The organism is Bradyrhizobium sp. Ses1 (assembly GCF_059512365.1).
Genome location: NZ_JCAMOQ010000005.1, coordinates 58,462 through 85,069, shown reverse-complemented (window position 1 = coordinate 85,069; position 26,608 = coordinate 58,462). Strand labels below are relative to the sequence as shown.

25 protein-coding genes and 3 tRNA genes are annotated in these 26,608 nt (G+C 62.9%); 15 read left to right on the top strand and 13 right to left on the bottom strand.

Going from position 1 to position 26,608, the window contains the following annotated elements; all coding sequences use genetic code 11:
- On the bottom strand, nt 1-591 hold the full coding sequence (locus AC5ZG5_RS08730; protein WP_456642338.1) for a NuoB/complex I 20 kDa subunit family protein: 591 nt from the start codon (nt 589-591) through the stop codon (nt 1-3).
- Nucleotides 582-947, bottom strand: a complete 366-nt coding sequence (locus tag AC5ZG5_RS08725) for an NADH-quinone oxidoreductase subunit A (protein WP_130227014.1) — start codon at nt 945-947, stop codon at nt 582-584. Before AC5ZG5_RS08725 ends, AC5ZG5_RS08730 begins: the two co-directional genes overlap by 10 nt.
- A 535-nt stretch (nt 948-1,482) precedes the next feature.
- Here AC5ZG5_RS08725 and AC5ZG5_RS08720 point away from each other — a divergent pair.
- From AC5ZG5_RS08720 to AC5ZG5_RS08700, 5 genes are all read left to right on the top strand, one after another.
- On the top strand, nt 1,483-1,683 hold the full coding sequence (locus AC5ZG5_RS08720; protein ID WP_130576959.1) for a hypothetical protein: 201 nt from the start codon (nt 1,483-1,485) through the stop codon (nt 1,681-1,683).
- A 352-nt stretch (nt 1,684-2,035) separates the two neighbouring features.
- Entirely contained in the window at nt 2,036-3,025 is a 990-nt protein-coding gene (locus tag AC5ZG5_RS08715) for a UbiA family prenyltransferase (RefSeq protein ID WP_456642337.1), read from the top strand.
- Nucleotides 3,026-3,027: 2 nt separating this feature from the next.
- Nucleotides 3,028-4,653 (top strand): hypothetical protein, encoded by a 1,626-nt coding sequence (locus AC5ZG5_RS08710; protein ID WP_456642336.1) that lies wholly within the window; start codon nt 3,028-3,030, stop codon nt 4,651-4,653.
- A gap of 49 nt (nt 4,654-4,702) precedes the next feature.
- Entirely contained in the window at nt 4,703-5,284 is a 582-nt protein-coding gene (locus AC5ZG5_RS08705; protein WP_456642335.1) for a haloacid dehalogenase-like hydrolase, read from the top strand.
- Between the two features lie 96 nt (nt 5,285-5,380).
- A complete protein-coding gene (locus AC5ZG5_RS08700; protein WP_130227018.1) occupies nt 5,381-5,581 on the top strand; it encodes a hypothetical protein in 201 nt (66 codons plus the stop codon).
- A gap of 29 nt (nt 5,582-5,610) precedes the next feature.
- On the opposite strand, the gene AC5ZG5_RS08695 is transcribed toward AC5ZG5_RS08700, so the two are convergent.
- Complete coding sequence (locus tag AC5ZG5_RS08695; RefSeq protein WP_456642334.1) at nt 5,611-6,978, bottom strand: O-antigen ligase family protein; 1,368 nt, start codon at nt 6,976-6,978, stop codon at nt 5,611-5,613.
- A 362-nt stretch (nt 6,979-7,340) separates the two neighbouring features.
- Here AC5ZG5_RS08695 and AC5ZG5_RS08690 point away from each other — a divergent pair.
- The 3 genes from AC5ZG5_RS08690 (at nt 7,341) to pepT (ending at nt 9,473) form a co-directional block, all read left to right on the top strand.
- Nucleotides 7,341-7,417 (top strand) — tRNA-Asp (locus AC5ZG5_RS08690).
- Nucleotides 7,418-7,785: 368 nt separating this feature from the next.
- Nucleotides 7,786-8,085, top strand: coding sequence for an HU family DNA-binding protein (locus AC5ZG5_RS08685; protein ID WP_027580650.1), 300 nt, complete (start codon nt 7,786-7,788; stop codon nt 8,083-8,085).
- A gap of 131 nt (nt 8,086-8,216) precedes the next feature.
- Nucleotides 8,217-9,473, top strand: a complete 1,257-nt coding sequence (gene pepT / locus AC5ZG5_RS08680; protein WP_456642333.1) for a peptidase T — start codon at nt 8,217-8,219, stop codon at nt 9,471-9,473.
- A 139-nt stretch (nt 9,474-9,612) separates the two neighbouring features.
- On the opposite strand, the gene AC5ZG5_RS08675 is transcribed toward pepT, so the two are convergent.
- Both AC5ZG5_RS08675 and AC5ZG5_RS08670 read right to left on the bottom strand, forming a co-directional pair.
- Nucleotides 9,613-10,473: a class I SAM-dependent methyltransferase gene (locus tag AC5ZG5_RS08675; RefSeq protein WP_456642380.1), complete on the bottom strand. Its 861-nt coding sequence runs from the start codon at nt 10,471-10,473 to the stop codon at nt 9,613-9,615.
- Nucleotides 10,473-10,763: a hypothetical protein gene (locus tag AC5ZG5_RS08670; protein WP_028162818.1), complete on the bottom strand. Its 291-nt coding sequence runs from the start codon at nt 10,761-10,763 to the stop codon at nt 10,473-10,475. The genes AC5ZG5_RS08675 and AC5ZG5_RS08670 overlap by 1 nt, the downstream gene beginning before the upstream one ends.
- A 177-nt stretch (nt 10,764-10,940) precedes the next feature.
- Here AC5ZG5_RS08670 and AC5ZG5_RS08665 point away from each other — a divergent pair, with 177 nt between their 5' ends.
- A complete protein-coding gene (locus AC5ZG5_RS08665; RefSeq protein WP_028162819.1) occupies nt 10,941-11,309 on the top strand; it encodes a hypothetical protein in 369 nt (122 codons plus the stop codon).
- Between the two features lie 229 nt (nt 11,310-11,538).
- Nucleotides 11,539-11,982, top strand: a complete 444-nt coding sequence (locus AC5ZG5_RS08660; protein WP_456642332.1) for an NUDIX domain-containing protein — start codon at nt 11,539-11,541, stop codon at nt 11,980-11,982.
- Nucleotides 11,983-12,106: 124 nt separating this feature from the next.
- Here the strand turns inward: AC5ZG5_RS08660 and AC5ZG5_RS08655 are convergent.
- From AC5ZG5_RS08655 to clpX, 4 genes are all read right to left on the bottom strand, one after another.
- Nucleotides 12,107-12,183, bottom strand: a tRNA-Val gene (locus tag AC5ZG5_RS08655).
- Nucleotides 12,184-12,233: 50 nt separating this feature from the next.
- Nucleotides 12,234-12,638, bottom strand: a complete 405-nt coding sequence (locus AC5ZG5_RS08650; protein WP_456642331.1) for a GFA family protein — start codon at nt 12,636-12,638, stop codon at nt 12,234-12,236.
- A gap of 113 nt (nt 12,639-12,751) precedes the next feature.
- Nucleotides 12,752-15,175 (bottom strand): endopeptidase La, encoded by a 2,424-nt coding sequence (gene lon, locus AC5ZG5_RS08645; RefSeq protein WP_456642330.1) that lies wholly within the window; start codon nt 15,173-15,175, stop codon nt 12,752-12,754.
- Between the two features lie 307 nt (nt 15,176-15,482).
- Nucleotides 15,483-16,757, bottom strand: a complete 1,275-nt coding sequence (clpX, locus tag AC5ZG5_RS08640; protein ID WP_024506813.1) for an ATP-dependent Clp protease ATP-binding subunit ClpX — start codon at nt 16,755-16,757, stop codon at nt 15,483-15,485.
- 179 nt (nt 16,758-16,936) lie between these two features.
- Between clpX and AC5ZG5_RS08635 the strand changes: the two genes are divergently transcribed.
- Nucleotides 16,937-17,185: a hypothetical protein gene (locus tag AC5ZG5_RS08635; protein WP_456642329.1), complete on the top strand. Its 249-nt coding sequence runs from the start codon at nt 16,937-16,939 to the stop codon at nt 17,183-17,185.
- A 2-nt stretch (nt 17,186-17,187) separates the two neighbouring features.
- On the opposite strand, the gene AC5ZG5_RS08630 is transcribed toward AC5ZG5_RS08635, so the two are convergent.
- From AC5ZG5_RS08630 to AC5ZG5_RS08620, 3 genes are all read right to left on the bottom strand, one after another.
- Complete coding sequence (locus AC5ZG5_RS08630) at nt 17,188-17,823, bottom strand: ATP-dependent Clp protease proteolytic subunit (protein ID WP_028162822.1); 636 nt, start codon at nt 17,821-17,823, stop codon at nt 17,188-17,190.
- 241 nt (nt 17,824-18,064) lie between these two features.
- Entirely contained in the window at nt 18,065-19,426 is a 1,362-nt protein-coding gene (tig, locus tag AC5ZG5_RS08625; protein ID WP_130227026.1) for a trigger factor, read from the bottom strand.
- Nucleotides 19,427-19,582: 156 nt separating this feature from the next.
- Nucleotides 19,583-19,667, bottom strand: a tRNA-Leu gene (locus tag AC5ZG5_RS08620).
- Between the two features lie 149 nt (nt 19,668-19,816).
- Between AC5ZG5_RS08620 and AC5ZG5_RS08615 the strand changes: the two genes are divergently transcribed.
- Together AC5ZG5_RS08615 and AC5ZG5_RS08610 are read left to right on the top strand one after the other, a co-directional pair.
- On the top strand, nt 19,817-21,112 hold the full coding sequence (locus AC5ZG5_RS08615; RefSeq protein WP_456642328.1) for a multicopper oxidase family protein: 1,296 nt from the start codon (nt 19,817-19,819) through the stop codon (nt 21,110-21,112).
- Nucleotides 21,113-21,130: 18 nt separating this feature from the next.
- Entirely contained in the window at nt 21,131-22,216 is a 1,086-nt protein-coding gene (locus AC5ZG5_RS08610; protein ID WP_456642327.1) for an enolase C-terminal domain-like protein, read from the top strand.
- Between the two features lie 19 nt (nt 22,217-22,235).
- Here the strand turns inward: AC5ZG5_RS08610 and AC5ZG5_RS08605 are convergent, their stop codons facing one another.
- The gene (locus tag AC5ZG5_RS08605; protein WP_456642326.1) at nt 22,236-23,735 is read right to left on the bottom strand and encodes an NAD(P)H-hydrate dehydratase; all 1,500 of its coding nucleotides are present in this window, start codon (nt 23,733-23,735) and stop codon (nt 22,236-22,238) included.
- 355 nt (nt 23,736-24,090) lie between these two features.
- Between AC5ZG5_RS08605 and AC5ZG5_RS08600 the strand changes: the two genes are divergently transcribed.
- Both AC5ZG5_RS08600 and glnA read left to right on the top strand, forming a co-directional pair.
- Nucleotides 24,091-24,429, top strand: coding sequence for a P-II family nitrogen regulator (locus tag AC5ZG5_RS08600; RefSeq protein ID WP_011441447.1), 339 nt, complete (start codon nt 24,091-24,093; stop codon nt 24,427-24,429).
- A 146-nt stretch (nt 24,430-24,575) separates the two neighbouring features.
- On the top strand, nt 24,576-25,985 hold the full coding sequence (gene glnA, locus AC5ZG5_RS08595; protein WP_456642325.1) for a type I glutamate--ammonia ligase: 1,410 nt from the start codon (nt 24,576-24,578) through the stop codon (nt 25,983-25,985).
- Nucleotides 25,986-26,608 lie beyond the last annotated feature (623 nt).

Sequence of the window (26,608 nt, the reverse complement as noted above, 5' to 3'; positions counted from 1 at the left end):
TTAGCGTTCGATAGTGCCGATGCGGCGGATCTTCTTCTGCAGCAGCAAGACGCCGTAGAGCAGCGCTTCCGCCGTCGGCGGACAGCCCGGCACGTAGATGTCGATCGGCACGATGCGGTCGCAGCCACGCACCACCGAATAGGAATAGTGGTAGTAGCCGCCGCCATTGGCGCACGAGCCCATCGAGATCACGTAGCGCGGCTCCGGCATCTGGTCGTAGACCTTGCGCAGCGCCGGCGCCATCTTGTTGGTCAGCGTGCCCGCGACGATCATCACGTCCGACTGCCGCGGCGACGCGCGTGGCGCAAAGCCGAAACGCTCGACGTCATAGCGCGGCATCGAGACCTGCATCATCTCAACCGCGCAGCAGGCCAGGCCGAACGTCATCCACATCAGCGAGCCGGTACGGGCCCAGGTGATCAGGTCGTCGGCAGCCGCGACGAAGAAGCCCTTGTCGGAGAGCTCGTGGTTGATCTCGCGGAAATACGGATCATTGGCGCCGACCGGTCTGCGGGTGGCGGGATCAAGGATGCCCTTGGGCGCTGGCGCGATCGCCGGCCGGGGCGTTGCGACGGTAGGGCTCAATCCCATTCGAGCGCGCCTTTCTTCCATTCATAGGCAAAGCCGACCGTCAGCACGGCCAGAAACACCATCATCGACCAGAACCCGGTTGCGCCCAGCTTGCCGAACGCCACCGCCCAGGGGAACAGAAACGCCACTTCGAGGTCGAAGATGATGAAGAGGATCGCCACCAGATAAAAGCGGACGTCGAACTTCATACGGGCGTCGTCAAAAGCGTTGAATCCGCATTCATAAGCGGAGAGCTTTTCCGGATCGGGCTGCTGGAATGCGAGCAGGAATGGCGCAATCAGGAGCGCCAGGCCGATCACGCTCGCGACCCCGATAAACACCACAAGTGGAAGATAATTCTGCAGGATGCCGTTCATCGGCGGTGCCTTCTTGCTGCGGTTTCGGACGGCCGCAGATTCGTGTCATTGGAATTATTCTTGAGCCTTAGCGCAGCGCAACAGAGGGCGCAAGACAAGCTATTTTAAAGCTCTGCCGGGCGGAGCCGGCTCCGATCAACCGGTGTTGAATGCTCGTTCTCGCCCCACATGAAGAACGCGTGACCTCGAAGGTTCGTGCCCCAGATTTGCAGCTCCCGATCGCTCAAATCCACGGTGGCTAATAATCGCCCGGCCGTCTCTGCGCGCCTCTCGTTTAGTTGAACCGCAGCGGTCCTGTCGGCCGACACGGTATGTTGGCCCGCCGCCCCTGTGGCAGCGTTATCCCCAGGGAATCCTCCTTCGTTTGTGACTTTTTTCCTTTAGCCCCAGCCGCCTGCGGTCAGACACGCTTCGCACGAAACCAATCCCGCCGAGCAACGAAACCATTTTGGGGAACCCGCGAAACCATCCTGAAACAGATTAAAGCTACCTGTCTTCCCGACAGGCGGCGGCAAAGTTCGCCCGGAGGCGTCAGATGAACCACTCAATTCACTCGGCGGATCGCTCGACCCACCTGAAGATCGTGGTGGTCGCGCTGGTGGCGGGCATTGCGGTCGCAGCCTTGGGTATCGCCGCGCGCAACAATTCGGAGTTCACCCAGACCGCCCAAACCCAGGTGGTGAAGGCTGGCAAGCCGGTGGCGATTACCAGCTCGGGGACCTCCACGGTCCGCTGACCCGCACATTCCCTGACAAGGCACCGAAGGCCGCCTCCGGGCGGCTTTGTTCTTGGTGGGCTTGCGAAGCTGACAGGCTGCCCGGTTTGGAACAGCCTGTACCAATCCGGCGCAGGCGCTGGCAAAATCGCCCCCACCTTTCGCCGCCGCCGACCTGGATTCGGCTGAACGACGGCTATGCGGCGGGCCGAAAACCCCGAAAACCCCGCCTCCGCTACCGCCGTTAACCGCATTACCTGGGTTTCGGCCCCCCTGATGGCCTCCCTCGTCACTTCGGCACGATCGCTGCCCTTCCAAGGCATCTTCCGTCGCATCCGCCCCGATGCGGCACAGAGGCAGCCTGGAGGATTGCATGTCCGTCACCCACTACGCGCCGCCGTCGGCGGGTCTCGCCGACTACATCGCCATCGCCCGGCCCGATCACTGGATCAAGCACGTGCTGATCGTGCCAGGCGTCGCCTTCGCGATGATCATGGCAGGGACCGGACCGGTCGACTACGCGACGGTGGGAGAACGCCTGCTCGCCTGCCTGTTCGTCGCCATGGCGCTGTCGTCCGCCAACTACACCATCAACGAATGGCTCGATGCCCCCTTCGATGCGATGCACCCGACCAAGCGGTCGCGTCCGGCAGTGCAGACCGCGATGTCGCCGAGCATCGTCTTCGCCCAGTATATCCTCTTGACCGGCCTGGGCCTGCTCGTCGCCAACCAGCTCGGCCGGAGCTTCGCCCTCACCGCCGCCGTATTCGCCGCTTTCGGCGTCATCTACAACGTGCGCCCGATCCGCGCCAAGGATCGCGCCTTCCTCGACGTCATTGTCGAGTCCCTCAACAATCCCCTGCGCTTCCTGTTCGGCTGGTTCGCGGTGGTCCCGCATATCGCCCCGCCGATCTCGATCCTGCTTGCCTACTGGTGCGGCGGCGCCTTCCTGATGGCCGCCAAGCGCGTTTCCGAACATCGCGCCATCGTCGAGGCCGGCGGCACCGCCAACCTCGCCGCCTATCGCCCCTCCTTCGCCGTCTATACGCATTCGAGCCTGGTGACGAGCTGCCTCGTCTACGCCCAGGGCTTTGCGTTCATGATGGCGATCTTCCTGATCAAGTACCGGATCGAATACATCGTCGCGATCCCGTTCCTGATCGCGCTGTTCGCCGCTTATATGCGGCTTGCGCTGACCCCGGATTCTGCGGCCGCGCGGCCTGAGGAGCTGATGCGCCAGCCGTCGATGCTGATCGCCGCCGCCGTCACCATGGCGCTGTTCGGCATCCTGACTTTCGTCGACCTGCCGCTGCTCAACAGCCTCACTAGTTCGGACCTCATCCGTCTCAGCGGGGGTCGCTGACCATGTCGATGACGGCCTCCCTGAGCGCCCCACGAAACTACGCCGGCGTCGCGGTCGCGACGCTGGCTTTTGCCGCGCTGGCGCTTTTGCTCGACGGCCCGGTCTGGTTGGTCAAGCTGGTGCCGACCCAGGATGGCCCGGTGCATCTGGCACAGGCCGACCTGATCGCCCGCTTCGGATGGGGTGGCGTGCTGCAGGAGCCTGCCGCCTCCTTCTACCAGTGGAATTCGCGCATCGAGCCGAACTCCGCGATCTATCTGTTGCTCGCCGGCCTGATCCGGCTGACCGGGAATCCGCTGCTCGCCAACACGCTGTTTCTCAGCCTCTACGGGCTGATCTGGATCGCCGCCGCCTTTGTGGTGTCCCGCACGGAAACCGAGCGGCCGCTGCTGCCGATGCTGCTGCTGTTGCCGGTTGCCTTCGGCGTCTTCATCCATTGGGGCTTCTACAATTTCGCCCTTGGCGTGCCGCTGTTCCTCTTGTTCGCAAGCTTCTGGAGCAAGGTGCGCGGGCGCGGTGACATCTTCACCTTCCTCGCCACCGCACTATTCCTGGCGGCCCTCTACCTGACCCACATCACCTCCGTGGTCGCGGCCTGCCTGCTGCTTGCGGCTGACGGTATCGCCCGTGCGCTCCGCACGCTGGAGCACGCCGGTCCGCGCGCCGGCGGCCGACGATTGCTCGTCGATGGCGTCTGGTCCGCTGCGGCCGCCATGCCGGTGCTGGTCCTGATCGCAGGGTTTCTCCTCGCCTACCAGAACATTCCCGGCGAGGTGCCGGGCGGCGAAGGCGGCATCACGCAGATCCTGCGCCGGATCCTTGCGGCCACGCACCTCTTCACGTTCACCTCCTGGGAAGTGATGGCGCTGGCGCCGCTTCTGGCGGCGGTGCTGGTGACCGGCGCCATGGCGCTGCGGCGCTTGCGGGCGGGCAACCTGACCTGGCCCATCTTCTTCGTCCTTGTCGTGCTGCTGTCGCTGCTGAACCTGAAGACCGGCTCGGCGCTGCTGTCGGAACGGCTTGCTCCCTATAGCTGGATCGCGGTCGTGCTCTTCATCGCGAGCCGCCAGCCACGCGAAGCACTGGTGCGCATCCTGTGCTTGGCCGCGATCGCCGGCCTGGTCGGCCAGACCGCGATCCGCACGGTGGCCTACAAGAGCTGGGCGCCGGTGCTGGAAAGCGAGCTTGAGATCGGCCGCGAGAACCCTGGCAGGACCTTCGTCAATGCCGATCTGATCGCCCAGCGCGACAGCTCCCTGTTCGCCTGGCGCATTCGCCCCACTTTGCATGCGGCCCAGACCGCGGCGCTGGCCGCCCGCGGCGCAGGTCTCTCGTCCACGCTGCCCTCGACCCGCTATTTCGGCTATTTCCCGCTGCAATATATGTCGTCGCACGATTTCCTGCGGGCGACCACCGACTGGGAAAGCGAGCGCGACGCCGCTGAGCTGGCAAAATTCCGCAACTCCAATCACGGCGCGCCGCAGATGCTGATCGTGTCGTCCTCCGACCGGAGCGGATCAGCCGTCGCAAGCAATCTCGGCTATGGCGACTGCAAGGCGAGCCAGAGCGGCGGACGCGAGATTGTGGCCTGCACGGTTCCGAACCAGTTGAGTGCGATGCGTGAGTGACCTTACCCTGAACGTTGCCTCAACACCGCGGAAGCAGCGGGACGCACGCATGGCTGCCGATACGCTGTTGGGACTGCCGATATCGATGCCGCTGGTGCTGGACCTCGACGGCACGCTCATCAAGGGCGATCTCCTCTATAAGAGCTTCTTCTCGATCCTGCGCCGCAATCCGCTGATCGTGCTCGCCTGCGCCAGATGGCTGTTGCGAGGACGCGCCGCGCTCAAGCGCCAGCTTGCGCTGCGCAACCGCATCGACTGGGATCGGCTCGAATTTCATCATGAGGTCATCGCGTTGGCGCGCCTGGAGCAGGCCGCCGGCCGCATGATCGTGCTCGCCACCGCCGCCGACGCCGTACTCGCCGGCCAACTCGCATTCCGCCTGCCCGTCTTCGATCAGGTGTTCGCCTCCGATGGCAAGGGAAACCTGAAGGGGCCGGCCAAGGCCACGTTGCTCCGCGAGCTATTTCCGGAAGGCTTCATCTATGCCGGCGACAGCAAATCCGATCTCGCGGTCTGGGCCCACGCCAGCGGCATCATCCTCGTCAACACGCGACGATCGGTCCGTGACGCAGCGCTGGCGCTAGGACGGCCAACGCTGGATTTAACCGCCCGGCCAGACAGCCAGCGTTAACAAGCCCTAACGCAATCGTTCGATTGCAACCGACGTTGCGATCCCAAGCTTAAATTTCGGCGCGTATAGAGAGGGCCAGTAGGACCCTCGCCGCCGATGAATCTGCATCAGGAAACATACGCCTCCAGCTTCAAGATCGTCTGCACCGATTGCGGCAGCCTATCGATCAAGCTGGAGAGACCGGCCGCCGCATCCGGTGACACGGTGATCGAATGCCGCTGCTGCAGCGCTGTCCGCGGCACATTGGCCGATCTCAGGGATCTGGCCCGCCGCGGCCGGGACCTCTACGAATTCTAGTCTGGGCCAGAATCTGGCGGTCTCCGTCGTCAGGCGGCGGTCAAGCGAGCGCCGACACCCGGTACCGGAATGGCATTGATCGGACCGTCTACCCAGGCTTGCTCTTCAATATCGAGCGCACTGCTTCGCAGCTTTGCGGCGTATCCCAGAAACAGGAACAAGGCGACGTCCCTGCTGATCCTGCCATGCGCCATGCTCAGCATGAGCGTGAATACCAGGCTGCACAGCACGAAGCGGGCTTCGCGGTTGATCCTCGCCAGCGACAACATCCGCGTTCCCATCGCGTGATAGAGCAACAGGATGAGGAAGATACCCGCCGGCCAGCCGAATTCGATGATGGCCTGCAGGATCGAGTTGTGAACCTGGAAGCCTTTCAGGCACGACCGCTGGGTGAAACCGTCCAGTCCCAGTCCCGTCAGCCCCGCTTCCGGCAGCAACGCGAAGGCGTCCTTGTAGAGCTGCTGCCGGATGATGATCGAATTGTCCAGGTCGATCGAAGGACAAGAGGCTTGCGAAGGCGGAGGCGACACTGGCGGAGCTGCCTCGGTAACGATGCGGCCTGATGCGGCGGGGGCTGGCAGTGCACTCGCCGGCGGCGAAAGCGGCGGCGCCGGCGATTCATCGTTGCCCGGCTCGGCAACCTGAAAACCCAACGCCGCTTCGGCGAGCTTGGCGAATCTGAGCGTTGTTGATGACCTGACAACTGCGCCAAGCGCAACCGAAGCGATCGTGACGCACACGATCACGGCAATGAATTTGCGCTGGCCGGCCTTGGCAACCAACATCGCTGTGAGCAGCGCCACCACGATCACGATGAAGGAGTAGCGTACCATCGACGCCGCGAAGATGACCAGTGGCACGGCCGCGAGGATCGAGATCCATGCAGTCCGTCGCCAATTGAGTTCTGTGCAGGCCAGCGCCAGAAGCAGCAAGCCAAGCGACGTCGTGAATTGCGCCGGCGCAGCGTCGTACTCGTCAAAGACCAGCGGTTTACCATGGTGGTCGTTCCATTGGCCAAGCAGCGCCACCAGCGTGACGACGGCTCCGACCGCCACGATCGCGCCTGTGACGACCACGAAGGCCTGGGGAACTTGGCCGCAACGGGAGCTCAATCTGATCGCGGGATAAGCCGCAAGCGACAACCCCAGAAGGGCGGCCTCTTTCGGCGCGGCGACGCCGTTGACGGCGAACGAGAGCGCGATGCCGCAACAAAACAGCACGAACAGCACGTCGCAAATGTCGGGCCTGAACTCACGCCATCTCGCCAGAAGAAGCAGCGCAGCAATTGGCGTGGCCAGCAGCAGACCGGTGATTGTGGAGCCAGCCCCGGCGAAACCGTGCGCGAGCACCGCAAACGGCCCAGCGGATAGCAGGATGGCGAACAATACCGATTGCAAAGCCCGGCCCTCGTGAAACTGATAGTGTCGAAGCTCAATCAGAAAAGTTCTCAGAATAGCTCTATATCGACTCCGTGACAGTTCTCGCAATTCCAAAGGTAGCAGCACGCGCCGGTCGCCACTCGACGTAAATTCGCTCTATGCTTGTGGCAACACGATGGCACCTCCAAGCGCTTTCCAGCCCGCCATCTGATGGAACCCGGCGAGTCGCCTCGGGCAGGAAACGCGGAGCCTTCCGTGCAGCGCCGCTGATTCCCTATCAACACGCTGCAAAGCCCTGCAGGACACGGGGAATCTCAACGTCCTTGACTTCAAAAGACCGCCCCTTTAAGTCCCCCACGTCTCGCGGAATTGCGCATCACGCGGGAGTAGCTCAGTTGGTTAGAGCGCCGGCCTGTCACGCCGGAGGTCGCGGGTTCGAGCCCCGTCTCTCGCGCCATTTTGGCGATGTGTTTCAAACAGTTAGCTCCGCGCTCGACTTTCGATCCGCTCCCTTCGCCAAACTTCCCGCCGGCAACTCGGCGCCTTCAGTTGTTGCGAACGGACCCGTTCGCACGACCGTTTCGTAGCCGCGACGTTTGGCGGTTTTGCGGTTTCGATGCAGGAAACGCCTGATTTTCGGGCGAAACGGCGTAGTCAGTCAGGGTCCGAATCGATTAAGGCCTGAAATGTCAGGGTTTCCTGGACCCTCGCCATCGAGACCCCCTAGGGCTCCAGATCTCCCGTCGACGCGTTTTCCCCAACGATTCAGCATCCGCTTCGTTCGAAAACGCTTCTTTAAGCCGTTCATCACGAGGAGGGCCACACATGGCGAAGAAAGCAGCGACCCCGGCGACCATCACCCTGAAGCATCTGGCGGCGGCGATCGCCGAAGACCAGGAACTCTCCAAGAAACAGGCCGAAAGCATCCTGACCGACGTCGTGACGCGAATCACCAAGCACCTGAAGAAGGGCGAGCGTATCCGCATCGTCGGCCTCGGCATCCTGCAGGTGCGCAAGCGCGCCGCCCGGATGGGCCGCAACCCCGCCACCGGCGAGCAGATCCACATCAAGGCCAGCAAGAAGGTCGCCTTCCGCCCCGCCAAGGAACTCAAGGAAGCCATCTGAAAAGTGACCGGCCGAGTGATCGGCCAAGCCCTTCGTTCAGTCAGCGCCACTCCGGCTCTTCGACGCAGCCCCCGGAGTGGCGCTTTTCTGTTATAGAGCCAGCCCACCCCTCTCCTGGACTTGCGGTCACCATGCTGGCTCCCACGCTCGATTTCAAACACACCGTCACCGAGCGCTTCCTGCGCTATGTCGTGATCGACACCCAGTCCGACCCGGAATCGCCGACCTGCCCTTCCACCGAGAAGCAGAAGGATCTCGGCCGCCTCCTCGTCTCGGAATTGCAGGCGATGGGGCTCAGCGACGCCCACCTCGACCAGCACGGCTATGTCTACGCGACCATCCCGGCCACATCAGACAAGAAGGTGCCGGTGATCTGCTTCTGCTCGCACATGGACACCTCGCCGGACTGCACCGGCAGGAATGTGCGGCCGCAGATCGTCAGGAACTATCGCGGCGGCGACATCGTGCTGCCGGCCGACCCCGCGCAGGTGATTCGGGCCGCCGAGCATCCAGCGCTGTCCGACCAGATCGGCAACGACATCATCACCACCGACGGCACCACGCTGCTGGGAGCGGACAACAAGGCCGGCGTCGCCGAGATCATGGATGCCGCCCATTTCCTCGTTAACAATCCCCAGGTGAAGCACGGCACCATCAAGATCCTGTTCACACCGGATGAGGAGATCGGCCGCGGCGTCGACAAGGTCGACCTGAAGAAACTCGGCGCCGATTTCGCCTACACAATCGACGGCGAAACCGCCGGCCATATCGAGGACGAGACCTTTTCCGCCGACGGCGCCACCATCACGATCGAAGGCGTCTCCACCCATCCCGGTTTCGCCAAGGGCAAGATGGAGCACGCGATCAAGATCGCCGCGGCGATCATCGAGCGGCTGCCGAAGACGACCTGCTCGCCGGAGACCACCGAAGGCAAGGAAGGCTTTCTGCATCCGATCGCGATCTCGGGCGCGCTGGAGCAGGCCAGGCTCGACTTCATCGTGCGCGATTTCACGGAGGCCGGGCTGAAGGAGAAGGAGGCGCTGCTGGAGGCCATCGTCAAGGACGTGATGAAGGCCTATCCGCGCTCGACCTACCGCATGGAGGTCAAGGAGCAGTACCGCAACATGAAGCAGGTGATCGACCGTCACCCCGAGATCGTCGACTACGCGGGCGAGGCCATTCGCCGCGCCGGCCTGACCCCGGTGAAGACCTCGATCCGCGGCGGCACCGACGGCTCGCGCCTCTCGTTCATGGGCCTGCCCTGCCCCAACATCTTCGCCGGCGAGCACGCCTTCCACTCGCGCCTGGAATGGGTGAGCCGGCAGGACATGGAAAAGGCGGTGCAGACCATCGTACATCTCGCGATGATCTGGGAAGAGCGGGCGTAGCGGTTACGTACGCAAGCTCTCTCCCCTCGTCATTGCGAGCCAAGCGAAGCAATCCATCCCTCCGCATGCACGGAAGCATGGATTGCTTCGTCGCTATCGCTCCTCGCAATGACGGCAAGAGCGCAATGACGGTTGGCTGCTACGAAGCCTTCGCCGTCACGATCCAGATCGAGGCAGGCAGCATCACCGAATTGCCTTTGACGAACGGCGCGAGCGCCTCGCGGATCGCACCGGCGGCAGCGGCGCGGAGTTCAGGCGGCTGATCCTGCAGCGCCCGGCTGACCGGCCCGATCTCGAGCGCGCCCTGCACGGCGCCATCGAGGCCGCTGCCGATCGCGGCATCGAGCGAGAGCGGGCACGGCTCCATCTCCACATTCGTAAAGCCGGCTGCGCCGAGGATGCGTCGCACACGCTCCTCCGAGGCGAACGCGAACGGCCCGGGATCGTCGGGCCCCTGCTGCGGCAATTTCGGCACGTGCTTGTAGGCGGCCTGCAACGGCGTCATGAAGAATGGATTCTCTCGCGGCTCGCGCCAGCAGACGAACGCAAGCCGCCCCGACGATCGCAGCGCCTTCCTCATATTCGCAAACGACACCGCGGGATCGGCAAAGAACATCACGCCGAACCGCGACGCCAACAGGTCGAAGCTTGCGGGAGCGAACGGGTACACGGTCGCGTCCGCGAGCGCGTACTCCAGCGACAATCCCGGCGTCACGCGTTGCCGCGCCCGCTCGAGCATCGGGCCTGATACGTCGATGCCGAGCACGTGGCCGGACGGCCCGACCTTCCCTGCAAACGTGACGGTGGTCGCGCCGCTGCCGCAGCCGACATCGATGACGCGCTCGCCTGTGTTCGGCCTGGCGCGATCGATCAGGATGTCGAGGACCGGAGCCAGCAGGACGTCCTGCGCTGCCTGCCGGTCAGCCCAGCGCTGGCCACCCGGCCCGTTCCAGTAGGCGATCTGGTCGGCGTTCTGCTCGTGGCCAAGGGCGGCGTTCATCATTGCGGTGCCTGCTTCGCGGCACTGCCGGTCTTGGATTTCTTCTGCGTTGTGTGGCTGGCCGGCGGAGCCGCGTTGTCACTGCGCACAGCGCCCCAGGGATCGCTGGGCCCTGCCTTGTCGGGAATGTTGCGCAACGACTTCTTGTAGGCGCGCTCGGCGTTGCGCTCCTCCTCCTTCTGCGACGGACTCTTCTCCTTGTCGATGTCACCATATTGCGGCACGGCATTCTGTGCGAACGCAGATCCGGCCATCAGTGCGATCATCACGGCGGCAACAAAGACTCGCATGGGCAGCTCCCGGGGTTTTCATGCAATGATATCACCCGGTTGCGCGCATCGCCAATCCTCCGGCGAGCGCAGCACCGCGCATTGAGGCCGTATTGCTTTCACCGAATGGCCACATGAAAAGCAGATGCCAACCAGATTTCCCGGATAGGACTCGTTTGGTCTTCAACCTGGAAAGGCATGACCATGCGCATCTTTACGGCATCCGCTATCATTGCAGCTCTCTGCCTCGGAACACCATCTTTGGTGCTGGCGCAGGGAACTCCCTCGCAACGTGGGGCGGAGTCGCCACCCGCTCAGTCCGAGCCCGGCACCGTGATACGGACCATACAGGTTGTAGACGTCAAGGAACTGCAGCCGGCGGTGCGCTCGAAAGTGGATGAGATTATCTCGCAGACGAGCGATGAGGACATGCAGTCACTTCGGAAGACCATCGACGCGACCCCGCAGGCGGTATCCGCGCTCAAGGCCAAGGGCGTGACGTCGTCGCAAGTCGTTGCCATCAACATCGCCGATGGCATCCTGACGATGTTCACCAAGACGGCCTGAGATCGGGATATCATTTCGACAGGCTGCGTCTGCATCGGTGCGGCATCGAACTTGCCGCACCAATTCGCCTTGGCTCTGCGAAACTTCGGCTCGCCGAGCCGAAGCCCGCGCAGAGCGCATTCGCGCGAGCTCAATTGTGACTGGTGCGCTATCATTGCCCATCTGAAATCCAGCCGTTGCGGCTCCGCGACGGCGAAACTATGGGTCATGCGCACCATCGAGGATCATCATGAGCTTGAGAGAAGGCGCCGCGGCCATCGTGATCGATACAGATGGTCGCTTTCTCATGCAATTGCGCGACGACAAGCCCGGTATCGTCGATCCCGGCAAGATCAGCCTTTTTGGTGGCCGACGCGAAGGCAACGAGACTTTCAGGGACTGTATTGCCCGTGAGATCCACGAAGAACTGGGCTGCCATCTGCCGGCAGAGCGCTTCCAGCATCTCGCGCGCTGCGTTGGTTCAAACCACCCGATTACCGGCGGCAACTTTCACGCCGAGATATTTATCGTCCGATCGATTTGTTCTGAAGAGCTGACGATTACTGAGGGCAAGCTAACGACGTTCACGCTCACCGAACTCTGTCAGATCAGGGAATCTCTCGCGCCGCTTGCCCAATTTGCCGTCGACGCCTTCTTGTCGGAGGCCAAAGCGACCAACATGGCGCAAGAGTAGAAAGGCCCTGCGCCACAAAAGCTGATCTTCGCGGGTGAACAAGGATGAACGCTGACGAACAGCACCAGTCCGCCTTCGCTCTCCAAGCTCCGGCTTGCCGAGCCGAAGCTCGCGGGGCGAAGGCTGGTGGGCGGCGAGAGATTCGAACTCCCGACCCTCTCGGTGTAAACGAGATGCTCTAACCAGCTGAGCTAGCCGCCCTCGCCTGCTTCTTTACCCTCGCCCTGCCCCGCGACGCAAGGTGGCTACCATCATTCAGTCGGAAGTCCCGGCAATGCCTTGAGATCATTGATCCAGGGCGCGGCCGAGCGGCACCAGATTTGGCGCCGCGGCCGCAATTGGTCGCGCTGGCGGATGCTGCCCCAACGGATACCCCAATCCTCAGGGCCACCGTCCTCGCCGCTCGTGAACAGCGGGGAACCGCATTCGGGGCAGAAATGCTGGAAGCGGATCCGGCCATTGTCGCCGGGCTTCCCATAGATTTTCGGCGATTTGCCCGTGAGGCGTATCGCTTCGCCGGCGCAGATCACTGTGACGCGGTAGGGCGAGCCGGTCAGCGTCTGGCAATCCGTGCAGTGGCAGATCGAGACCCGCTCCGGATCGATATCGGCATCAAAGGTCACGAAGCCGCAATGGCATTGTCCGTCGATCTTCATGGCGCCCTCCTCTCTGCCTGCCGCTTGTCCTGGCGCGTTATCTTCGCGCGAAACTCCCATAAACAAAAACGGCGCCCGAAGGCGCCGTTCGTTGTTCAAGCAATCCGGTCCGGTCAGTGCGCCGTCAGGCCGCCGGTCTCTTCGGCAGCTTCGGGCTTGACGTCGACCTTGGTCTCCTCTTCCCAGACGATCGGTGTGGGCACCCGCACCAACGCCCTGGCGACGACCTCGTCGAGCCGGGAGACCGGGATGATCTCCATGCCGCCCTTGATCGCATCGGAAATCTCCGTGAGATCCTTGGCGTTGTCCTCGGGGATCAGCACCGTCTTGATGCCGCCGCGGGCGGCAGCCAGGAGCTTCTCCTTCAGACCGCCGATCGGCAGCACGCGGCCCCGCAGCGTGATCTCGCCGGTCATCGCGACCTCGTGGCGGACCGGAATGCCGGTCATGACCGAGATGATCGCGGTGGCCATCGCCACGCCTGCGGACGGTCCATCCTTCGGCGTCGCACCCTCGGGCACGTGCACGTGGATGTCGCGCCTGTCGAACAGCGGCGGCTCGATGCCATAGGTGATCGCACGCGAGCGGACGTAGGACGCCGCCGCCGAGATCGATTCCTTCATGACGTCGCGCAGATTGCCCGTGACCGTCATCTTGCCCTTGCCGGGCATCATGACGCCTTCGATGGTGAGCAACTCGCCGCCGACATCGGTCCAGGCCAGACCGGTGACGATACCGACCTGGTCCTCGCTCTCGATTTCGCCGAAGCGGTACTTCGGCACGCCGAGGAACTCTTCGATGTTCTTCTCGGTGACCTTGACCGACTTCTTCTTGGAGATCATCAGCTCCTTCACCGCCTTGCGGGCGAGTGTGGAGAGCTCACGCTCCAGGTTGCGCACGCCCGCTTCGCGGGTGTAGCGGCGGATCATCAAGAGCAGCGCATCGTCATCGATCGACCATTCTTTGGAATCCAGACCATGCTTGGAGAGCGCGTTCGGGATCAGGTGCTTGCGCGCGATCTCGACCTTCTCGTTCTCGGTGTAGCCGGCGATCCGGATGATCTCCATGCGGTCCATCAGCGGTCCCGGAATATTGAGCGTATTCGCGGTCGTGATGAACATCACGTTCGACAGGTCGTAGTCGACCTCCAGGTAGTGGTCGTTGAACGTCGAGTTCTGTTCGGGGTCCAGGACCTCGAGCAGCGCCGATGACGGATCGCCGCGGAAGTCGGCGCCCATCTTGTCGATCTCGTCGAGCAGGAACAGCGGATTGGAGGTCTTCGCCTTCCGCATCGACTGGATGATCTTGCCGGGCATCGAGCCGATATAGGTGCGGCGGTGACCGCGGATCTCGGCTTCGTCGCGCACGCCGCCGAGCGAGACGCGCACGAATTCACGCCCCGTCGCCTTCGCGATCGACTTGCCGAGCGAGGTCTTGCCGACGCCGGGAGGCCCGACCAGGCACAGGATCGGTCCGGTCAGCTTGTTGGCGCGCGACTGCACCGCGAGATACTCGACGATACGGTCCTTGACCTTCTCGAGCCCGTAATGGTCGGAGTCCAACACCGCCTGCGCGGCTTCCAGATCCTTCTTGACCTTGGACTTCTTGTTCCACGGGATCGACAGCAGCCAGTCCAGATAGTTGCGCACCACGGTCGCTTCCGCGGACATCGGCGACATCTGACGCAGCTTCTTCAGCTCATGCTGCGCCTTTTCGCGCGCTTCCTTGGACAGCTTGGTCTTGTTGATGCGCTCTTCCAGATCGGCCAGCTCGTCGCGACCTTCGTCGTCGCCGAGCTCCTTCTGGATCGCCTTCATCTGCTCGTTCAGGTAATACTCGCGCTGGGTCTTCTCCATCTGGCGCTTGACGCGCGAGCGGATGCGCTTCTCGACCTGCAAGACCGAGATCTCGCTCTCCATCAGGCCCAGCACCTTCTCCAGGCGTTGGGTGACCGACAGCGTCTCCAGGATCGCCTGGCGATCGGCGATCTTGACCGCCAGATGCGAAGCGACGTTGTCGCTCAGCTTGGCGAAATCGGTGATCCCCTGAACAACGCCGACGACTTCGGCGGATATCTTCTTGTTCAGCTTCACATAGCTTTCGAAATCGGACACGACCGAGCGCGCCAGGGCTTCGGCTTCAACCGAATTGGCGTCGGTGTCGGCGAGCGCGACGGCGGTCGCCTCGTAGAACTCGCTGCGGTCGGAATATTTCTCGACGCGTGCGCGCTCGAGCCCTTCGACCAGCACCTTCACGGTGCCGTCGGGCAGCTTCAGGAGCTGCAGCACGCTGGCGAGCGTTCCCGTCTCGTAGATCGACTCGGGCGCCGGATCGTCGTCGGACGCATTCTTCTGCGTCGCGAGCAGGATCAGCGCATCGTTCTTCATCACTTCTTCAAGCGCGCGGATCGACTTCTCGCGGCCGACGAAGAGCGGCACGATCATGTGCGGGAAGACAACGATGTCACGGAGCGGCAGCACCGGATAAGAATGGCTTTCGCCGTAGACAATCGATGGCCGGGGTTTTGAGGTTGTCATGGCCTATTCCTTTCGTTGTGCCCCCTTGCACGCGGCCCGCTTGCTTGCGCAACCACCACAAGGTGCCTGTATGATCCGAATGTCGCTCGGCCCTCGGCCGCTCGTTTCAGATATCAGATGACGAATCTTGAGACGTAAATCTTCATCACCGACAGCATTAGGTGGCTATCGGCCATGGGGGTGTCAAGTACTTAGAAATACCGGAAAATCCGGAATAAACACGCAGCATTAATTACATCGAAATGGCCACCGGGAATCCGGCAGCCATCGGTATTTTCGTTCATTCAGCGGCCGCCCGCGAGCGCGATCAGGCGCTCGCGCTGCTCTCGACCGCGCGGTCGGAACGATCCGCGTAGATGTACAGCGGACGGGCCGTTCCCTCCACCACCTCGCGCGAGATCACAACCTCCTCCACGCCTTCGAGGCCCGGAAGATCGAACATGGTCTCGAGCAGGATGCTCTCCAGGATCGAGCGCAACCCGCGCGCGCCGGTCTTGCGTTCGATCGCCTTGCGGGCGACCGCGCCAAGCGCCTCATCGGCGAAGGTCAGCTCGATATTCTCCATCTCGAACAGCCGCTGATACTGCTTGACCAGGGCGTTCTTCGGATCGGTCAGGATCTTCTTCAGCGAGGTCTCGTCGAGATCCTCCAGCGTCGCGACCACCGGCAAGCGGCCGACGAATTCCGGGATCAGACCGTACTTCAGCAAATCCTCCGGTTCGACGTGGCGGAAAATCTCACCGGTGCGGCGATCTTCCGGCGCGAGCACCTGCGCCGCAAAGCCGATCGAGGTCGAGCGGCCGCGTGCGGAGATGATCTTCTCCAACCCGGAGAAGGCGCCGCCGCAGATGAACAGGATGTTGGTGGTGTCGACCTGCAGGAATTCCTGCTGCGGATGCTTTCGGCCGCCCTGCGGCGGAACGGAAGCCACCGTGCCTTCCATGATCTTGAGCAGCGCCTGCTGGACACCCTCACCCGACACGTCGCGCGTGATCGAGGGGTTGTCCGACTTGCGGCTGATCTTGTCGATCTCGTCGATGTAGACGATGCCGCGCTGCGCGCGCTCGACATTGTAGTCGGCCGCCTGCAGCAGCTTCAGGATGATGTTCTCGACGTCCTCGCCGACATAGCCGGCTTCCGTGAGCGTCGTCGCGTCCGCCATCGTGAAGGGCACATCGAGGATGCGCGCCAGCGTCTGCGCGAGCAGCGTCTTGCCCGAGCCGGTCGGACCGATCAGCAGGATGTTCGACTTCGCGAGCTCGACGTCGTTGTGCTTGGTCTGGTGATTGAGCCGCTTGTAGTGATTGTGCACGGCAACCGACAGCACCTTCTTCGCATGGCTCTGGCCGATGACGTAATCGTCCAGCACCTTGCAGATTTCTTTCGGAGTCGGGATGCCGTCGCGCGACTTCACCAGCGAGGACTTGTTCTCCTCGCGAATGATGTCCATGCAGAGCTCAACGCACTCGTCGCAGATGAAAACGGTGGGACCCGCGATCAGCTTGCGGACTTCGTGCTGGCTCTTGCCGCAGAACGAGCAATATAGCGTGTTCTTGGAATCGCTCGTGCCGACCTTACTCATTCTTATCTCCGTCCGCCGTTCGAACCCGTCGCTCCATCGACCTATTCCGGGACTGTCCGGGCTTTAGGTCTAGATAGAGCAAAAACCGTACCAAAAAAGACCCTACTTAATACTGACCCGGCGAATCGCGGTTCAGTCGAATCTCCCCCGCAACTACATCCGATACGCCAGAGCCAACCATGCTGTCATCCGACTATCAAGAATTCGCTAACCGGGTGCTTGCCGGGCACCGTGACAATACCGTGATTTATAACGTCCGCACGTGGATAACCTGTCGAAAACGCACGGTCGTTGCGACATTGCCACGCGACAGAGCGATGCGAAAGCGGAACTTTCTGCCCAACTTGGGGCATACTGCACCGCAATCGCCTGAGTTTGCCGACAGGGATTTCGTCGTCAACGCCAAAATCGCGCAAGCGATCCCGTAAGACTACGCGGCTTTTGCTGCAGCCGGATCGTCAGGACGCTTGTCGATCACCTTGTCGACGAGACCAAACGCTTTCGCGTCATCCGCCGTGAGGAACTTGTCGCGCTCGAGCGCATCCTCGATGGCCTTGTAGGTCTGGCCGGTGTGCTTGACGTAGATTTCGTTCAGCCGCTTCTTGAGATTCAGGATCTCCTGCGCGTGCAGCATGATGTCGGTGGCCTGGCCCTGGAAGCCGCCGGAGGGCTGATGCACCATGATGCGCGAGTTCGGCAGCGTGAAGCGCATGTCCTTCTCGCCTGCGGCGAGCAACAGCGATCCCATCGAAGCCGCCTGCCCCGTGCACAGCGTCGACACCGGCGGGCGGATGAATTGCATGGTGTCGTAGATCGCAAGACCCGATGTCACCACGCCGCCCGGCGAGTTGATGTACATCGAGATTTCCTTCTTCGGATTCTCGGCCTCGAGGAACAAAAGCTGCGCGACGATCAGCGTCGACATGCCATCCTCGACCGGGCCGGTCACGAAGATGATGCGCTCCTTCAGCAGGCGCGAGAAGATGTCGTAGGCGCGCTCACCGCGGTTGGTCTGTTCGACGACCATCGGCACGAGGTTCATGTAGGTTTCGACGGGATCGCGCATGGGATTACCCCTGGAGTTGGCGGGGCCGAACGTCCGCCGGCTGGCCCGGACTGACGGTCGTCCCGTGATGCAGGACTGCGTTAAGCTGCGCTCAGATATGCGCCATTTTCGCGGCGGCAAGACCGCACAGATGGCTAGGTCCGAACGCGGCAACTCAAACCGATTCGGCTGGTCCCGCCTAGCGACGGAATGCCGTCGCCGGGCCGGTTTCGCCGTTCATCATTAACACGAGGTGCCGGGATTACGCCGCAGTTTTCTCGGCGTCTTCATCCTTGAACAGATCTTCCTTCGAGACCTTCTTCTCGGTCACGTTGGCGAGTTCGAGGATGAAATCGACCACCTTGTCCTCGTAGATCGGGGCGCGGAGCTGGGCGAGCGCCTGGGCGTTATTCCGGTAGAAGTCCCAGACCTCCTTCTCGCGGCCCGGCATCTGACGCGCGCGCTCGATGACGGCGCGGCCGACCTCATCGTCGGACACCGTGATCTTGTTCTTCTCACCGATCTCCGACAGCACCAGGCCAAGCCGCACGCGACGGTCGGCGATCTTGCGGTACTCTTCCTTGGCGGCGTCCTCGGTGGTGTTCTCGTCGGCAAAGGTCTTGCCGGCGGAATCCATCTCGGCCTTGATCGAGTTCCACATCAAGTTGAACTCCTCGTCGATCAGCGACGGCGGCGCCTCGAACTTGTGGTTCTCGTCGAGCTGGTCGAGCAGCGCGCGCTTGACGCGCTGACGCGTCCCGGTGGCGAATTCGGCCGTCAGCCGCGCCCGCACGGCTTCCTTCAGCTTGTCGAGCGATTCCAGGCCGAGCGTCTTGGCGAACTCTTCATCGATCACGGTCTCGCCGGGTGCTTCCACAGCGGTCGCGGTGGTCTCGAATTCGGCCGGCTGGCCGGCGAGCTTTTCGCTCGCGTAGTTCTTCGGGAAAGTGACCTGCAGCGTGCGCGTCTCGCCTGCGCCAATGCCGATCAACTGCTCCTCGAAGCCGGGAATGAACTGGCCGGCGCCGAGCACGACCTGGATGCCCTCGCCGGTTCCGCCCTCGAAGGCTTCACCGTTGATGGTGCCCTTGAAGTTGATGGTGACGCGATCGCCGTTCTCCGCCTTCGCGCCCTCGCTCTTGGCCGAATAGGGGCGGCTCTGGTCGGCGATGCGTTTGATCGCCTCGTCGACATCGGCGTCGGTTACGTCGGCGACCGGCTTCTCGACCTGGAAGGTCTTGAAATCGGCGAGCGTGATCGGCGGCACGACCTCGATGGCCACCGTGTAGGTCAGGTCGCTCTTGCCGGCGAGCAGCTCCTCGACCTCTTTCTGCTCCGTCGGCATCGTGATCTTCGGCTCGGTGGCAAGGCGGAAGCCGCGGTCCGTGAAGATCTGCGTGTTGGTGTCGCGGATGGTCTGGTCGATGGTCTCCGCCATCACCGAGCGGCCGTAGATCTTCTTCAGATGGCTGACCGGCACCTTGCCCGGACGGAAACCGTTGATGCGGACCTTGTCCTTCAGGTCGACAAGCTTCGCGTCCGCCTTGGCATCCAGGTCGGTGGCGGGAACGCTGATCTTGAACTCGTGCTTCAGTCCCTCATTCAGGGTCTCGGTGACCTGCATCTTCTTCTTCCGCTTCTGTCGCGCCTCGGTTGGCGCGACTGTGTCAATGGTTCGACGCGTAGCTCAACGCCTGCGCCGGTGGTTCGGCGGACCCGTCTCTCGAAATAAAGAGACAGGCCCTCCAGAAAGGGATCATGCAAACGCTGGATGAGCGCTTGGTGCGGGTGGAGGGACTCGAACCCCCACAACTTTCGTCACTGGAACCTAAATCCAGCGCGTCTACCAGTTCCGCCACACCCGCTTGGCGCATCATCTCCGGCCGCGATGCCGCGGGCGGCGGCTTATAGCATGGCCCTGCCCCCACGCAGCAAAAAAATGGCCTTTTTCGGATGTCCACTCGGCTCAATGTCCGCTGGACTCACAGGTGCAAAAATGGTCCGGATCGGGCCGATGGCAAGCCTTTTCCCGATGCTCGATCGACGCACCCTGCTCACCGGACTGGGCGCTGCTGCGCTGGAAGCAGGGCTTCCCGCCGCAACCTTGGCGCAAGCCCGCCGTTCACTTGCCCTTTCCGCGAGAGCCGACAGCCTGGTGCTGCGCCAGGGCGGCATGGCCACGCCGATCTGGTCTTTCCCAGGCGAGGACATCAGGGCGAATCGCGGTGAGACCATCGAGGTGGCGCTCAGCAACGATCTCCCCGCGCCGCTTGCAGTGTACTGCCGGGGAATCGACGGCGCCCCCGCCGGCGAGCCCCTGCTTGCCCGTCCCCCGCTTGCCGCCGGGGCAAAAGAGAGATTCCAGCTTCCGCTGCGCCATGCGGGCACTTTCCTGTGCGACCCCGGCCTCCTGAATGACGGCCAGCCGCGCCCTTTGCGCGCAAAGCCACTGATCGTCCTCGAAAGCGAGCGGGTCTCCGCCGACCGCGACGAGGTGCTCCTGATCGAGGAATGGCGGCTGCGGCCGGATGGCACCGTCGTTCCGCCGGGGACGGACGCCAAGGATGCGACGCCCGTCTATACCGTTAACGGCCAGACTTCATTCGAGCTCTCAGCACGCGCCAATGAACGCCTGCGGCTCCGCTTCATCAACGCCTCTCAACGCACTGTGCTCGCAGCGAAATTGGAAGGCCACGAGGTCCGCGTCATGGCCATCGATGGCGAGCCTGCCGAGCCGTTTCCGGCGCGCAACGGCGCGCTCGTGCTCGCGCCCGGCGGCCGCGCCGATGCCTTTGTCGATACAGCCGCGACCGCATCGATCCTGCTCCATGACGGCAAAGAGGCGCGCGCCGTCGGACGACTCGTGCTTTCCGGCGATGCTCCGCTGCGCGCCGCTCCGCAGCCATCGGCCCCTCCGCTTCCCTCCAATGGCCTGCCGGCGCACCTTGACCTCAAGAATGCGCAGCGGTTCGAACTGGTCCTCGGCGCGCCGGCCGACTGGACGCGTCCGGCCGGCTTCGCCCCGTCCGCACCGCCCGCCTTCCGTGCCAAGGCCGGCCGCGCGATGGTGCTGGCGCTCGCCAATCGCGCAGCCGTCGCCACCGTCTTCCATCTCCACGGCCATCACTTCCGCCTGCTCGACCGGCTCGACGACGGCTGGAAGCCGTTCTGGCTCGACACGCTCGCGGTCGAACCCGGCCAGACCCAGCGCATCGCCTTTCAGGCCGAGTACGCCGGCCGCTACCTCATCGAACAGGTCGCGATCGATTGGGCGGCGCCACGGCTCGTGCGATGGTACAGTGTCGAATAAGAACAAGAGGAAACGACCATGGGCCAAACAGTTCCAGCGATTCGCGGCGTCAAGGCGCGAGCCGTCGTCGTGCCGCTCAAGCGTGCTGTGAAGAACGCCTTCGGCCTGATCGATTCCGGGCCGCTGGTCCTGATCGATATCGAAACCGATCAGGGCGTTACCGGCCGTTCCTACATCTTCGCCTACACCAGCCTCACACTTAAACCGCTGGTTCATCTGGTCGAGGAGACCGGGCGCGAGCTCGTCGGCCGGCCGGTCGCCCCCTTCGACCTGATGAAGGCGATGGACGCCAAATTCCGCCTGCTGGGCTGGCAGGGTCTGGTCGGCATCGCCGTCTCCGGCCTCGACATGGCCTGTTGGGACGCGCTGGGGCAGATCGCGAACAAGCCAGTCGCCGAGTTGCTCGGCGGATCGGCGCGCCCGCTCCCCGCCTATGACAGCTATGGTGTGGTCGATCCGACAGCCGACGAGCGGGCGCTGCGTCGCTCACTCGACCAGGGCTTTCGCGGCATCAAGATCAAGGGCGGCGACGGCGATGCCGCCAATGACGAGCGCGTGGTCAAGGGCGTACGCGCCGTCATCGGGCCGGACATCGCCTTGATGATCGACTTCAACCAGTCGCTCGATCCGGCGGAGGCCAAACGCCGCATCGCCCGCCTTGCTCCTTACGACCTGCACTGGGTCGAGGAGCCCGTCCCGCAGGAAAATCTCTCCGGCCACGCCAGCGTCCGGATGGACTCGCCGATCCCGATCCAGGCCGGCGAGAACTGGTGGTTCCCGCGCGGCTTTGCCGAGGCGATCTCGGTCGGCGCCAGCGATTTCATCATGCCCGATCTGATGAAGGTCGGCGGCGTCACCGGCTGGCTGCAGGTCGCCGGTCAAGCGGATGCCGCCTCGATCCCGATGTCGAGCCATCTGTTTGCGGAAGCCAGCTCCCACGTGCTCGCGGTGACGCCGACCGCGCACTGGCTCGAATTCCTCGACCTCTCCAGCGCCATCCTGGCAAAACCGGCCGAGGTCATCGACGGCGCAGTCACCGCCCGCGGCCCGGGCTTCGGGCTGGAATGGAACGAGCCGGCGGTGGCGAAATATCAGCTCAAGTAGCGTTCCATCCTACGAATCCTCAATGCTCAATCCCCAACTCGTCATACAGGCGGCGGAAGACCGCCGGCAGCGTTTCGGGAAGGTCTTCCGCGATCAGGCCCGGCCCGGCTTCGGCCGCGGCTTCACCATGCATCCAGGCGCCGATGCTGGCGGCCTCGAACGCGGGGGTGCCCTGCGCGAGCAGCCCCGCGATGATGCCGGACAGCACGTCGCCGGCGCCGGCGGTGGCGAGCCATGGCGGCGCGTTGGAGGCGATGGTGGCACGGCCATCGGGCGCGGCCACCACCGTGTCCGGTCCCTTTAACAGCACCACCGCGCCGGAGCGCTCGGCGGCGGTGCGCACGCGCTCGAGCTTGGAGCGACCGGGATACTTGTTGCTGATATCGCTGAACAGCCGCGGGAACTCGCCCTCATGCGGCGTCAGCACCACCTGTGCACCGTGGGACGCCCTGATCGCTTCGAACAGCCGCTCCGGCGCATCGGCAAAACTGGTCAGCGCATCGGCGTCCAGCACCAGGTTACGCTTCGCCGTAAGCGCGGTGTGGACGAAATCTCGCGTACGAGGGCCGACGCCGGCGCCGGGCCCGATCACGCTCGTGTTCAGCCGCCTGTCGTTCAGGAGATCGGCGAACTGGATCGCATTGTCGACCGCGCGGACCATCACCGCCGTTAGCGCCGCGGCGTTCACCGCCAGCGCATCGCTCGGCGAGGCCAGCGTCACCAGCCCCGCTCCTGCCCGCAGCGCGCCGCGCGCGGCAAGCCGCGAGGCGCCGGTCGCGGCGATGTCGCCGGAGACGGCAAGGACGTGGCCGCGGGAATATTTGTGGCCCTCGATCTTCGGCACCGGAAACGCGTGCTGCCAGGTCGACGGAACGTTCTCGAAGGTGGCGGGGCGGATTTCCTCCAGCACCTTCGGATCGATGCCGATGTCTGCGACGCGGACGCGGCCGCAATGTACCCGGCCCGGCAACAGCAGATGCGCCGGCTTGCGCCGGAAGAAGGTCACGGTCTCGGTGGCGCGGATCGCAATCCCCATCGGAGCACCGGTGGTGCCGTTGATGCCGCTCGGCAGGTCGACGGCAAGCACCGGCACGTCATGGGCGTTGACCGCCCCGATCATGTCATAGGGTTCGCCCTTAACGGGACGGTCGAGCCCGGCGCCGAACAGCGCATCGATGATCAGCGCGGGCTTGCCGATCGCCTGCGGGTTGAACGGCAGCACCGGATATTTCCAGCCGCGTGCAGCCAGCGCCGCGTCGCCCCTCAGGCTGTCGCGCTCGCACAAAAGGATGACCGAGACTTCCCGCCCCCGGGCGGCGAGTTCGGCGGCGGCGACAAAGCCATCGCCGCCATTGTTGCCGCGGCCGGCCACCACCAGGATCGGTCCCTCCTCGAGCAGGTCCATGGCCGCTTCGGCGACCGCCTGCCCCGCGCTCATCATCAGCGAAAAGCCAGGTGTGCCCCCAGCAATGGTCAGCCGATCGGCGCGTTCCATTTCAGCCGTGGTCAGGACTTCCATGCTGAATCCTCGATCTATCAGCCTTTTCGGCAGGCATCTCGCCCGGCACGCGTCGATCTTCCGCCGATGAATGCACACCAATTCATCCGTTTGCCTATTTTGAAGGCTTCGGTATCATGGGGCGGTCGGTCCCACCTTGTCTGTCTGCCGTTAAAAGGCTGATAACATTCCGAAATCAGGGACATTTGTAACTTGGCATAGACCCTGCTTTTGAGGAAGCCGCTCAGGATGGCCGCCGTGTACGGCCGTAATGGGCGTTTCCGGCTCCGCAGGGAGTTGACGGATCGAACTGATTGCGCCACGCGCATCGCACCTAGCTACACTCTGTATTCTGGAAATGCCCGGGAGGCCTTCAGTGAAGAAAATCGAAGCCATCATCAAGCCGTTCAAGCTCGACGAGGTGAAAGAAGCGCTTCAGGAAGTCGGACTTCAGGGCATCACGGTAACGGAAGCCAAGGGGTTTGGACGGCAGAAGGGTCACGCCGAACTCTATCGCGGCGCCGAATACATCGTCGACTTCCTGCCCAAGGTGAAGATCGAGATCGTGATCGGCGACGACCTGGTCGAGAAGGCAATCGATGCGATCCGCCGCGCGGCGCAGACGGGCCGCATCGGCGACGGCAAGATTTTCGTTTCCAACATCGAGGAAGCGATCCGCATCCGAACCGGCGAATCCGGGCTGGACGCTATTTGAGCGCGGTGCTATCCGCTTGCGGCCCAATAAGAGAATAAGGCTGCCTTTGGCGGCCTGATTTCGTTTGTATCATCGCGCGAACCTGGCCAAAGCGAGAACAACGTCGCTCACCTGGAAACCGACCCGCAAAGTCAAAAGGGATACTCATGAAGACCGCCAAAGACGTCCTGAAATCGATCAAGGACAACGACGTCAAATACGTCGATCTTCGCTTCACCGATCCGCGCGGCAAGTGGCAGCACGTGACCTTCGACGTCAGCATGATCGACGAGGACATCTTCGCCGAAGGCACGATGTTCGACGGCTCCTCGATCGCCGGCTGGAAGGCGATCAACGAGTCCGACATGTGCCTGATGCCCGATCCCGTCACCGCGACGATCGACCCGTTCTTCGCCGAGACCACGATGGTGATCACCTGCGACGTGCTCGAGCCGACCACCGGCGAGCCCTACAACCGCGATCCGCGCGGCATCGCCAAGAAGGCGGAAGCGATGGTGAAGTCGATGGGTATCGGCGACGCCGTCTATGTCGGTCCCGAGGCTGAGTTCTTCGTGTTCGACGACGTGCGCTATTCGGCAACGCCCTACAACACCGGCTTCAGGCTCGACTCCTCGGAACTTCCGACCAACTCGGACACCGAATATGAAGGCGGCAATCTCGGCCACCGCATCCGCACCAAGGGCGGCTATTTCCCGGTGCCCCCGCAGGACTCGGTGCAGGACATGCGCTCGGAAATGCTCGGCGCCATGGCCAAGATGGGCGTCAAGGTCGAGAAGCATCACCATGAGGTGGCTTCCGCCCAGCACGAGCTCGGCATGAAGTTCGACACGCTGACGCTGATGGCGGACCATATGCAGATCTACAAGTACTGCATCCACCAGGTCGCGCACATCTACGGCAAGACCGCCACCTTCATGCCGAAGCCGGTCTATGGCGACAACGGCTCGGGCATGCACGTTCATCAGTCGATCTGGAAGGAAGGCAAGCCGGTGTTCGCCGGCAACAAGTACTCCGACCTCTCGGAGACCTGCCTCTCCTACATCGCCGGCATCATCAAGCACGCCAAGGCGATCAACGCCTTCACCAACCCGTCCACCAACTCCTACAAGCGTCTGGTGCCGGGCTATGAGGCCCCCGTGCTGCTCGCCTACTCCGCGCGCAACCGCTCGGCCTCCTGCCGCATCCCCTACACCGCCTCGCCGAAGGCCAAGCGCGTCGAGGTGCGCTTCCCCGATCCGATGGCCAACCCCTATCTCGGCTTCGCCGCGATGCTGATGGCCGGTCTCGACGGCATCAAGAACAAGCTCGATCCGGGCCCGGCGATGGACAAGGACCTCTACGACCTGCCGAAGGAAGAGCTGAAGTCGATCCCGACCGTGTGCGGCAGCCTGCGCGAGGCACTGGAAAACCTCGACAAGGACCGCGCGTTCCTGAAGGCCGGCGGCGTGTTCGACGACGACTTCATCGACGCCTACATCGAACTCAAGATGACCGAAGTCGAGCGCTTCGAGATGACCCCGCATCCGGTCGAGTTCGACATGTACTATTCGCAGTGAGTTTTTCGGCGGCGCTGCCGCCGATCTCGCTGTCACGACGATGCGAAGGCGCTCCATCCGGAGCGCCTTTTGTTTTTACGGAGTGACGACGACCAGACCAGTCTGTAGCTTTCCCGACGATGGATTCTGGAGGAGAGAACGGACGCTGGCTCAAGCAATCTATCAACCCGCCCTCTGCGCCATAGCGATGATTGGCGCCATCTCGGCCGCCCATGGTCTGAGCCTGAAGGAGATTGGAGCGAAGCTCGAGCGTTATTCGCAAATCCGGGAAATGAAATCCCGAAAGATTACTACTTTCAAGGCCACGAAGAACGGCAAAGTCGTATCGCTCGTTGTTGATTGCAGCGGCCACATCAAAGAGCTTCCATAAGATACTATCTTCGCGACAGCTCGTCGGATTCCGAAGTAGGGCATGCACTCATAAAGGCATAGATGTCAGCTTCTGACGACCCCGCGAAAATCTTCTGCTTAACCAGCGCATACCGCTCGTGACCCCAACCGGACTTCCGGCAAAGTGCAACCAACCACGTCACGTACTAGCGATGTAATCGCGGATCGGGAAGTGTCACAGAAAGAGACTGCACAATCCTACGATTGCGAGAAGGTAGAACAGTGCAGCGATC

Excerpts from the sequence above, each read along its gene's own strand:
- AC5ZG5_RS08730 (WP_456642338.1), bottom strand. The coding sequence starts at position 591 with ATGGGATTGAGCCCTACCGTCGCAACGCCCCGGCCGGCGATCGCGCCA.
- AC5ZG5_RS08725 (WP_130227014.1), bottom strand. The coding sequence starts at position 947 with ATGAACGGCATCCTGCAGAATTATCTTCCACTTGTGGTGTTTATCGGG.
- AC5ZG5_RS08720 (WP_130576959.1), top strand. The coding sequence starts at position 1,483 with ATGAACCACTCAATTCACTCGGCGGATCGCTCGACCCACCTGAAGATC.
- AC5ZG5_RS08715 (WP_456642337.1), top strand. The coding sequence starts at position 2,036 with ATGTCCGTCACCCACTACGCGCCGCCGTCGGCGGGTCTCGCCGACTAC.
- AC5ZG5_RS08710 (WP_456642336.1), top strand. The coding sequence starts at position 3,028 with ATGTCGATGACGGCCTCCCTGAGCGCCCCACGAAACTACGCCGGCGTC.
- AC5ZG5_RS08705 (WP_456642335.1), top strand. The coding sequence starts at position 4,703 with ATGGCTGCCGATACGCTGTTGGGACTGCCGATATCGATGCCGCTGGTG.
- AC5ZG5_RS08700 (WP_130227018.1), top strand. The coding sequence starts at position 5,381 with ATGAATCTGCATCAGGAAACATACGCCTCCAGCTTCAAGATCGTCTGC.
- AC5ZG5_RS08685 (WP_027580650.1), top strand. The coding sequence starts at position 7,786 with ATGGCGAAGAAAGCAGCGACCCCGGCGACCATCACCCTGAAGCATCTG.
- pepT (WP_456642333.1), top strand. The coding sequence starts at position 8,217 with ATGCTGGCTCCCACGCTCGATTTCAAACACACCGTCACCGAGCGCTTC.
- AC5ZG5_RS08675 (WP_456642380.1), bottom strand. The coding sequence starts at position 10,473 with ATGAACGCCGCCCTTGGCCACGAGCAGAACGCCGACCAGATCGCCTAC.
- AC5ZG5_RS08670 (WP_028162818.1), bottom strand. The coding sequence starts at position 10,763 with ATGCGAGTCTTTGTTGCCGCCGTGATGATCGCACTGATGGCCGGATCT.
- AC5ZG5_RS08665 (WP_028162819.1), top strand. The coding sequence starts at position 10,941 with ATGACCATGCGCATCTTTACGGCATCCGCTATCATTGCAGCTCTCTGC.
- AC5ZG5_RS08660 (WP_456642332.1), top strand. The coding sequence starts at position 11,539 with ATGAGCTTGAGAGAAGGCGCCGCGGCCATCGTGATCGATACAGATGGT.
- AC5ZG5_RS08650 (WP_456642331.1), bottom strand. The coding sequence starts at position 12,638 with ATGAAGATCGACGGACAATGCCATTGCGGCTTCGTGACCTTTGATGCC.
- lon (WP_456642330.1), bottom strand. The coding sequence starts at position 15,175 with ATGACAACCTCAAAACCCCGGCCATCGATTGTCTACGGCGAAAGCCAT.
- clpX (WP_024506813.1), bottom strand. The coding sequence starts at position 16,757 with ATGAGTAAGGTCGGCACGAGCGATTCCAAGAACACGCTATATTGCTCG.
- AC5ZG5_RS08635 (WP_456642329.1), top strand. The coding sequence starts at position 16,937 with ATGCTGTCATCCGACTATCAAGAATTCGCTAACCGGGTGCTTGCCGGG.
- AC5ZG5_RS08630 (WP_028162822.1), bottom strand. The coding sequence starts at position 17,823 with ATGCGCGATCCCGTCGAAACCTACATGAACCTCGTGCCGATGGTCGTC.
- tig (WP_130227026.1), bottom strand. The coding sequence starts at position 19,426 with ATGCAGGTCACCGAGACCCTGAATGAGGGACTGAAGCACGAGTTCAAG.
- AC5ZG5_RS08615 (WP_456642328.1), top strand. The coding sequence starts at position 19,817 with ATGGCAAGCCTTTTCCCGATGCTCGATCGACGCACCCTGCTCACCGGA.
- AC5ZG5_RS08610 (WP_456642327.1), top strand. The coding sequence starts at position 21,131 with ATGGGCCAAACAGTTCCAGCGATTCGCGGCGTCAAGGCGCGAGCCGTC.
- AC5ZG5_RS08605 (WP_456642326.1), bottom strand. The coding sequence starts at position 23,735 with ATGGAAGTCCTGACCACGGCTGAAATGGAACGCGCCGATCGGCTGACC.
- glnA (WP_456642325.1), top strand. The coding sequence starts at position 24,576 with ATGAAGACCGCCAAAGACGTCCTGAAATCGATCAAGGACAACGACGTC.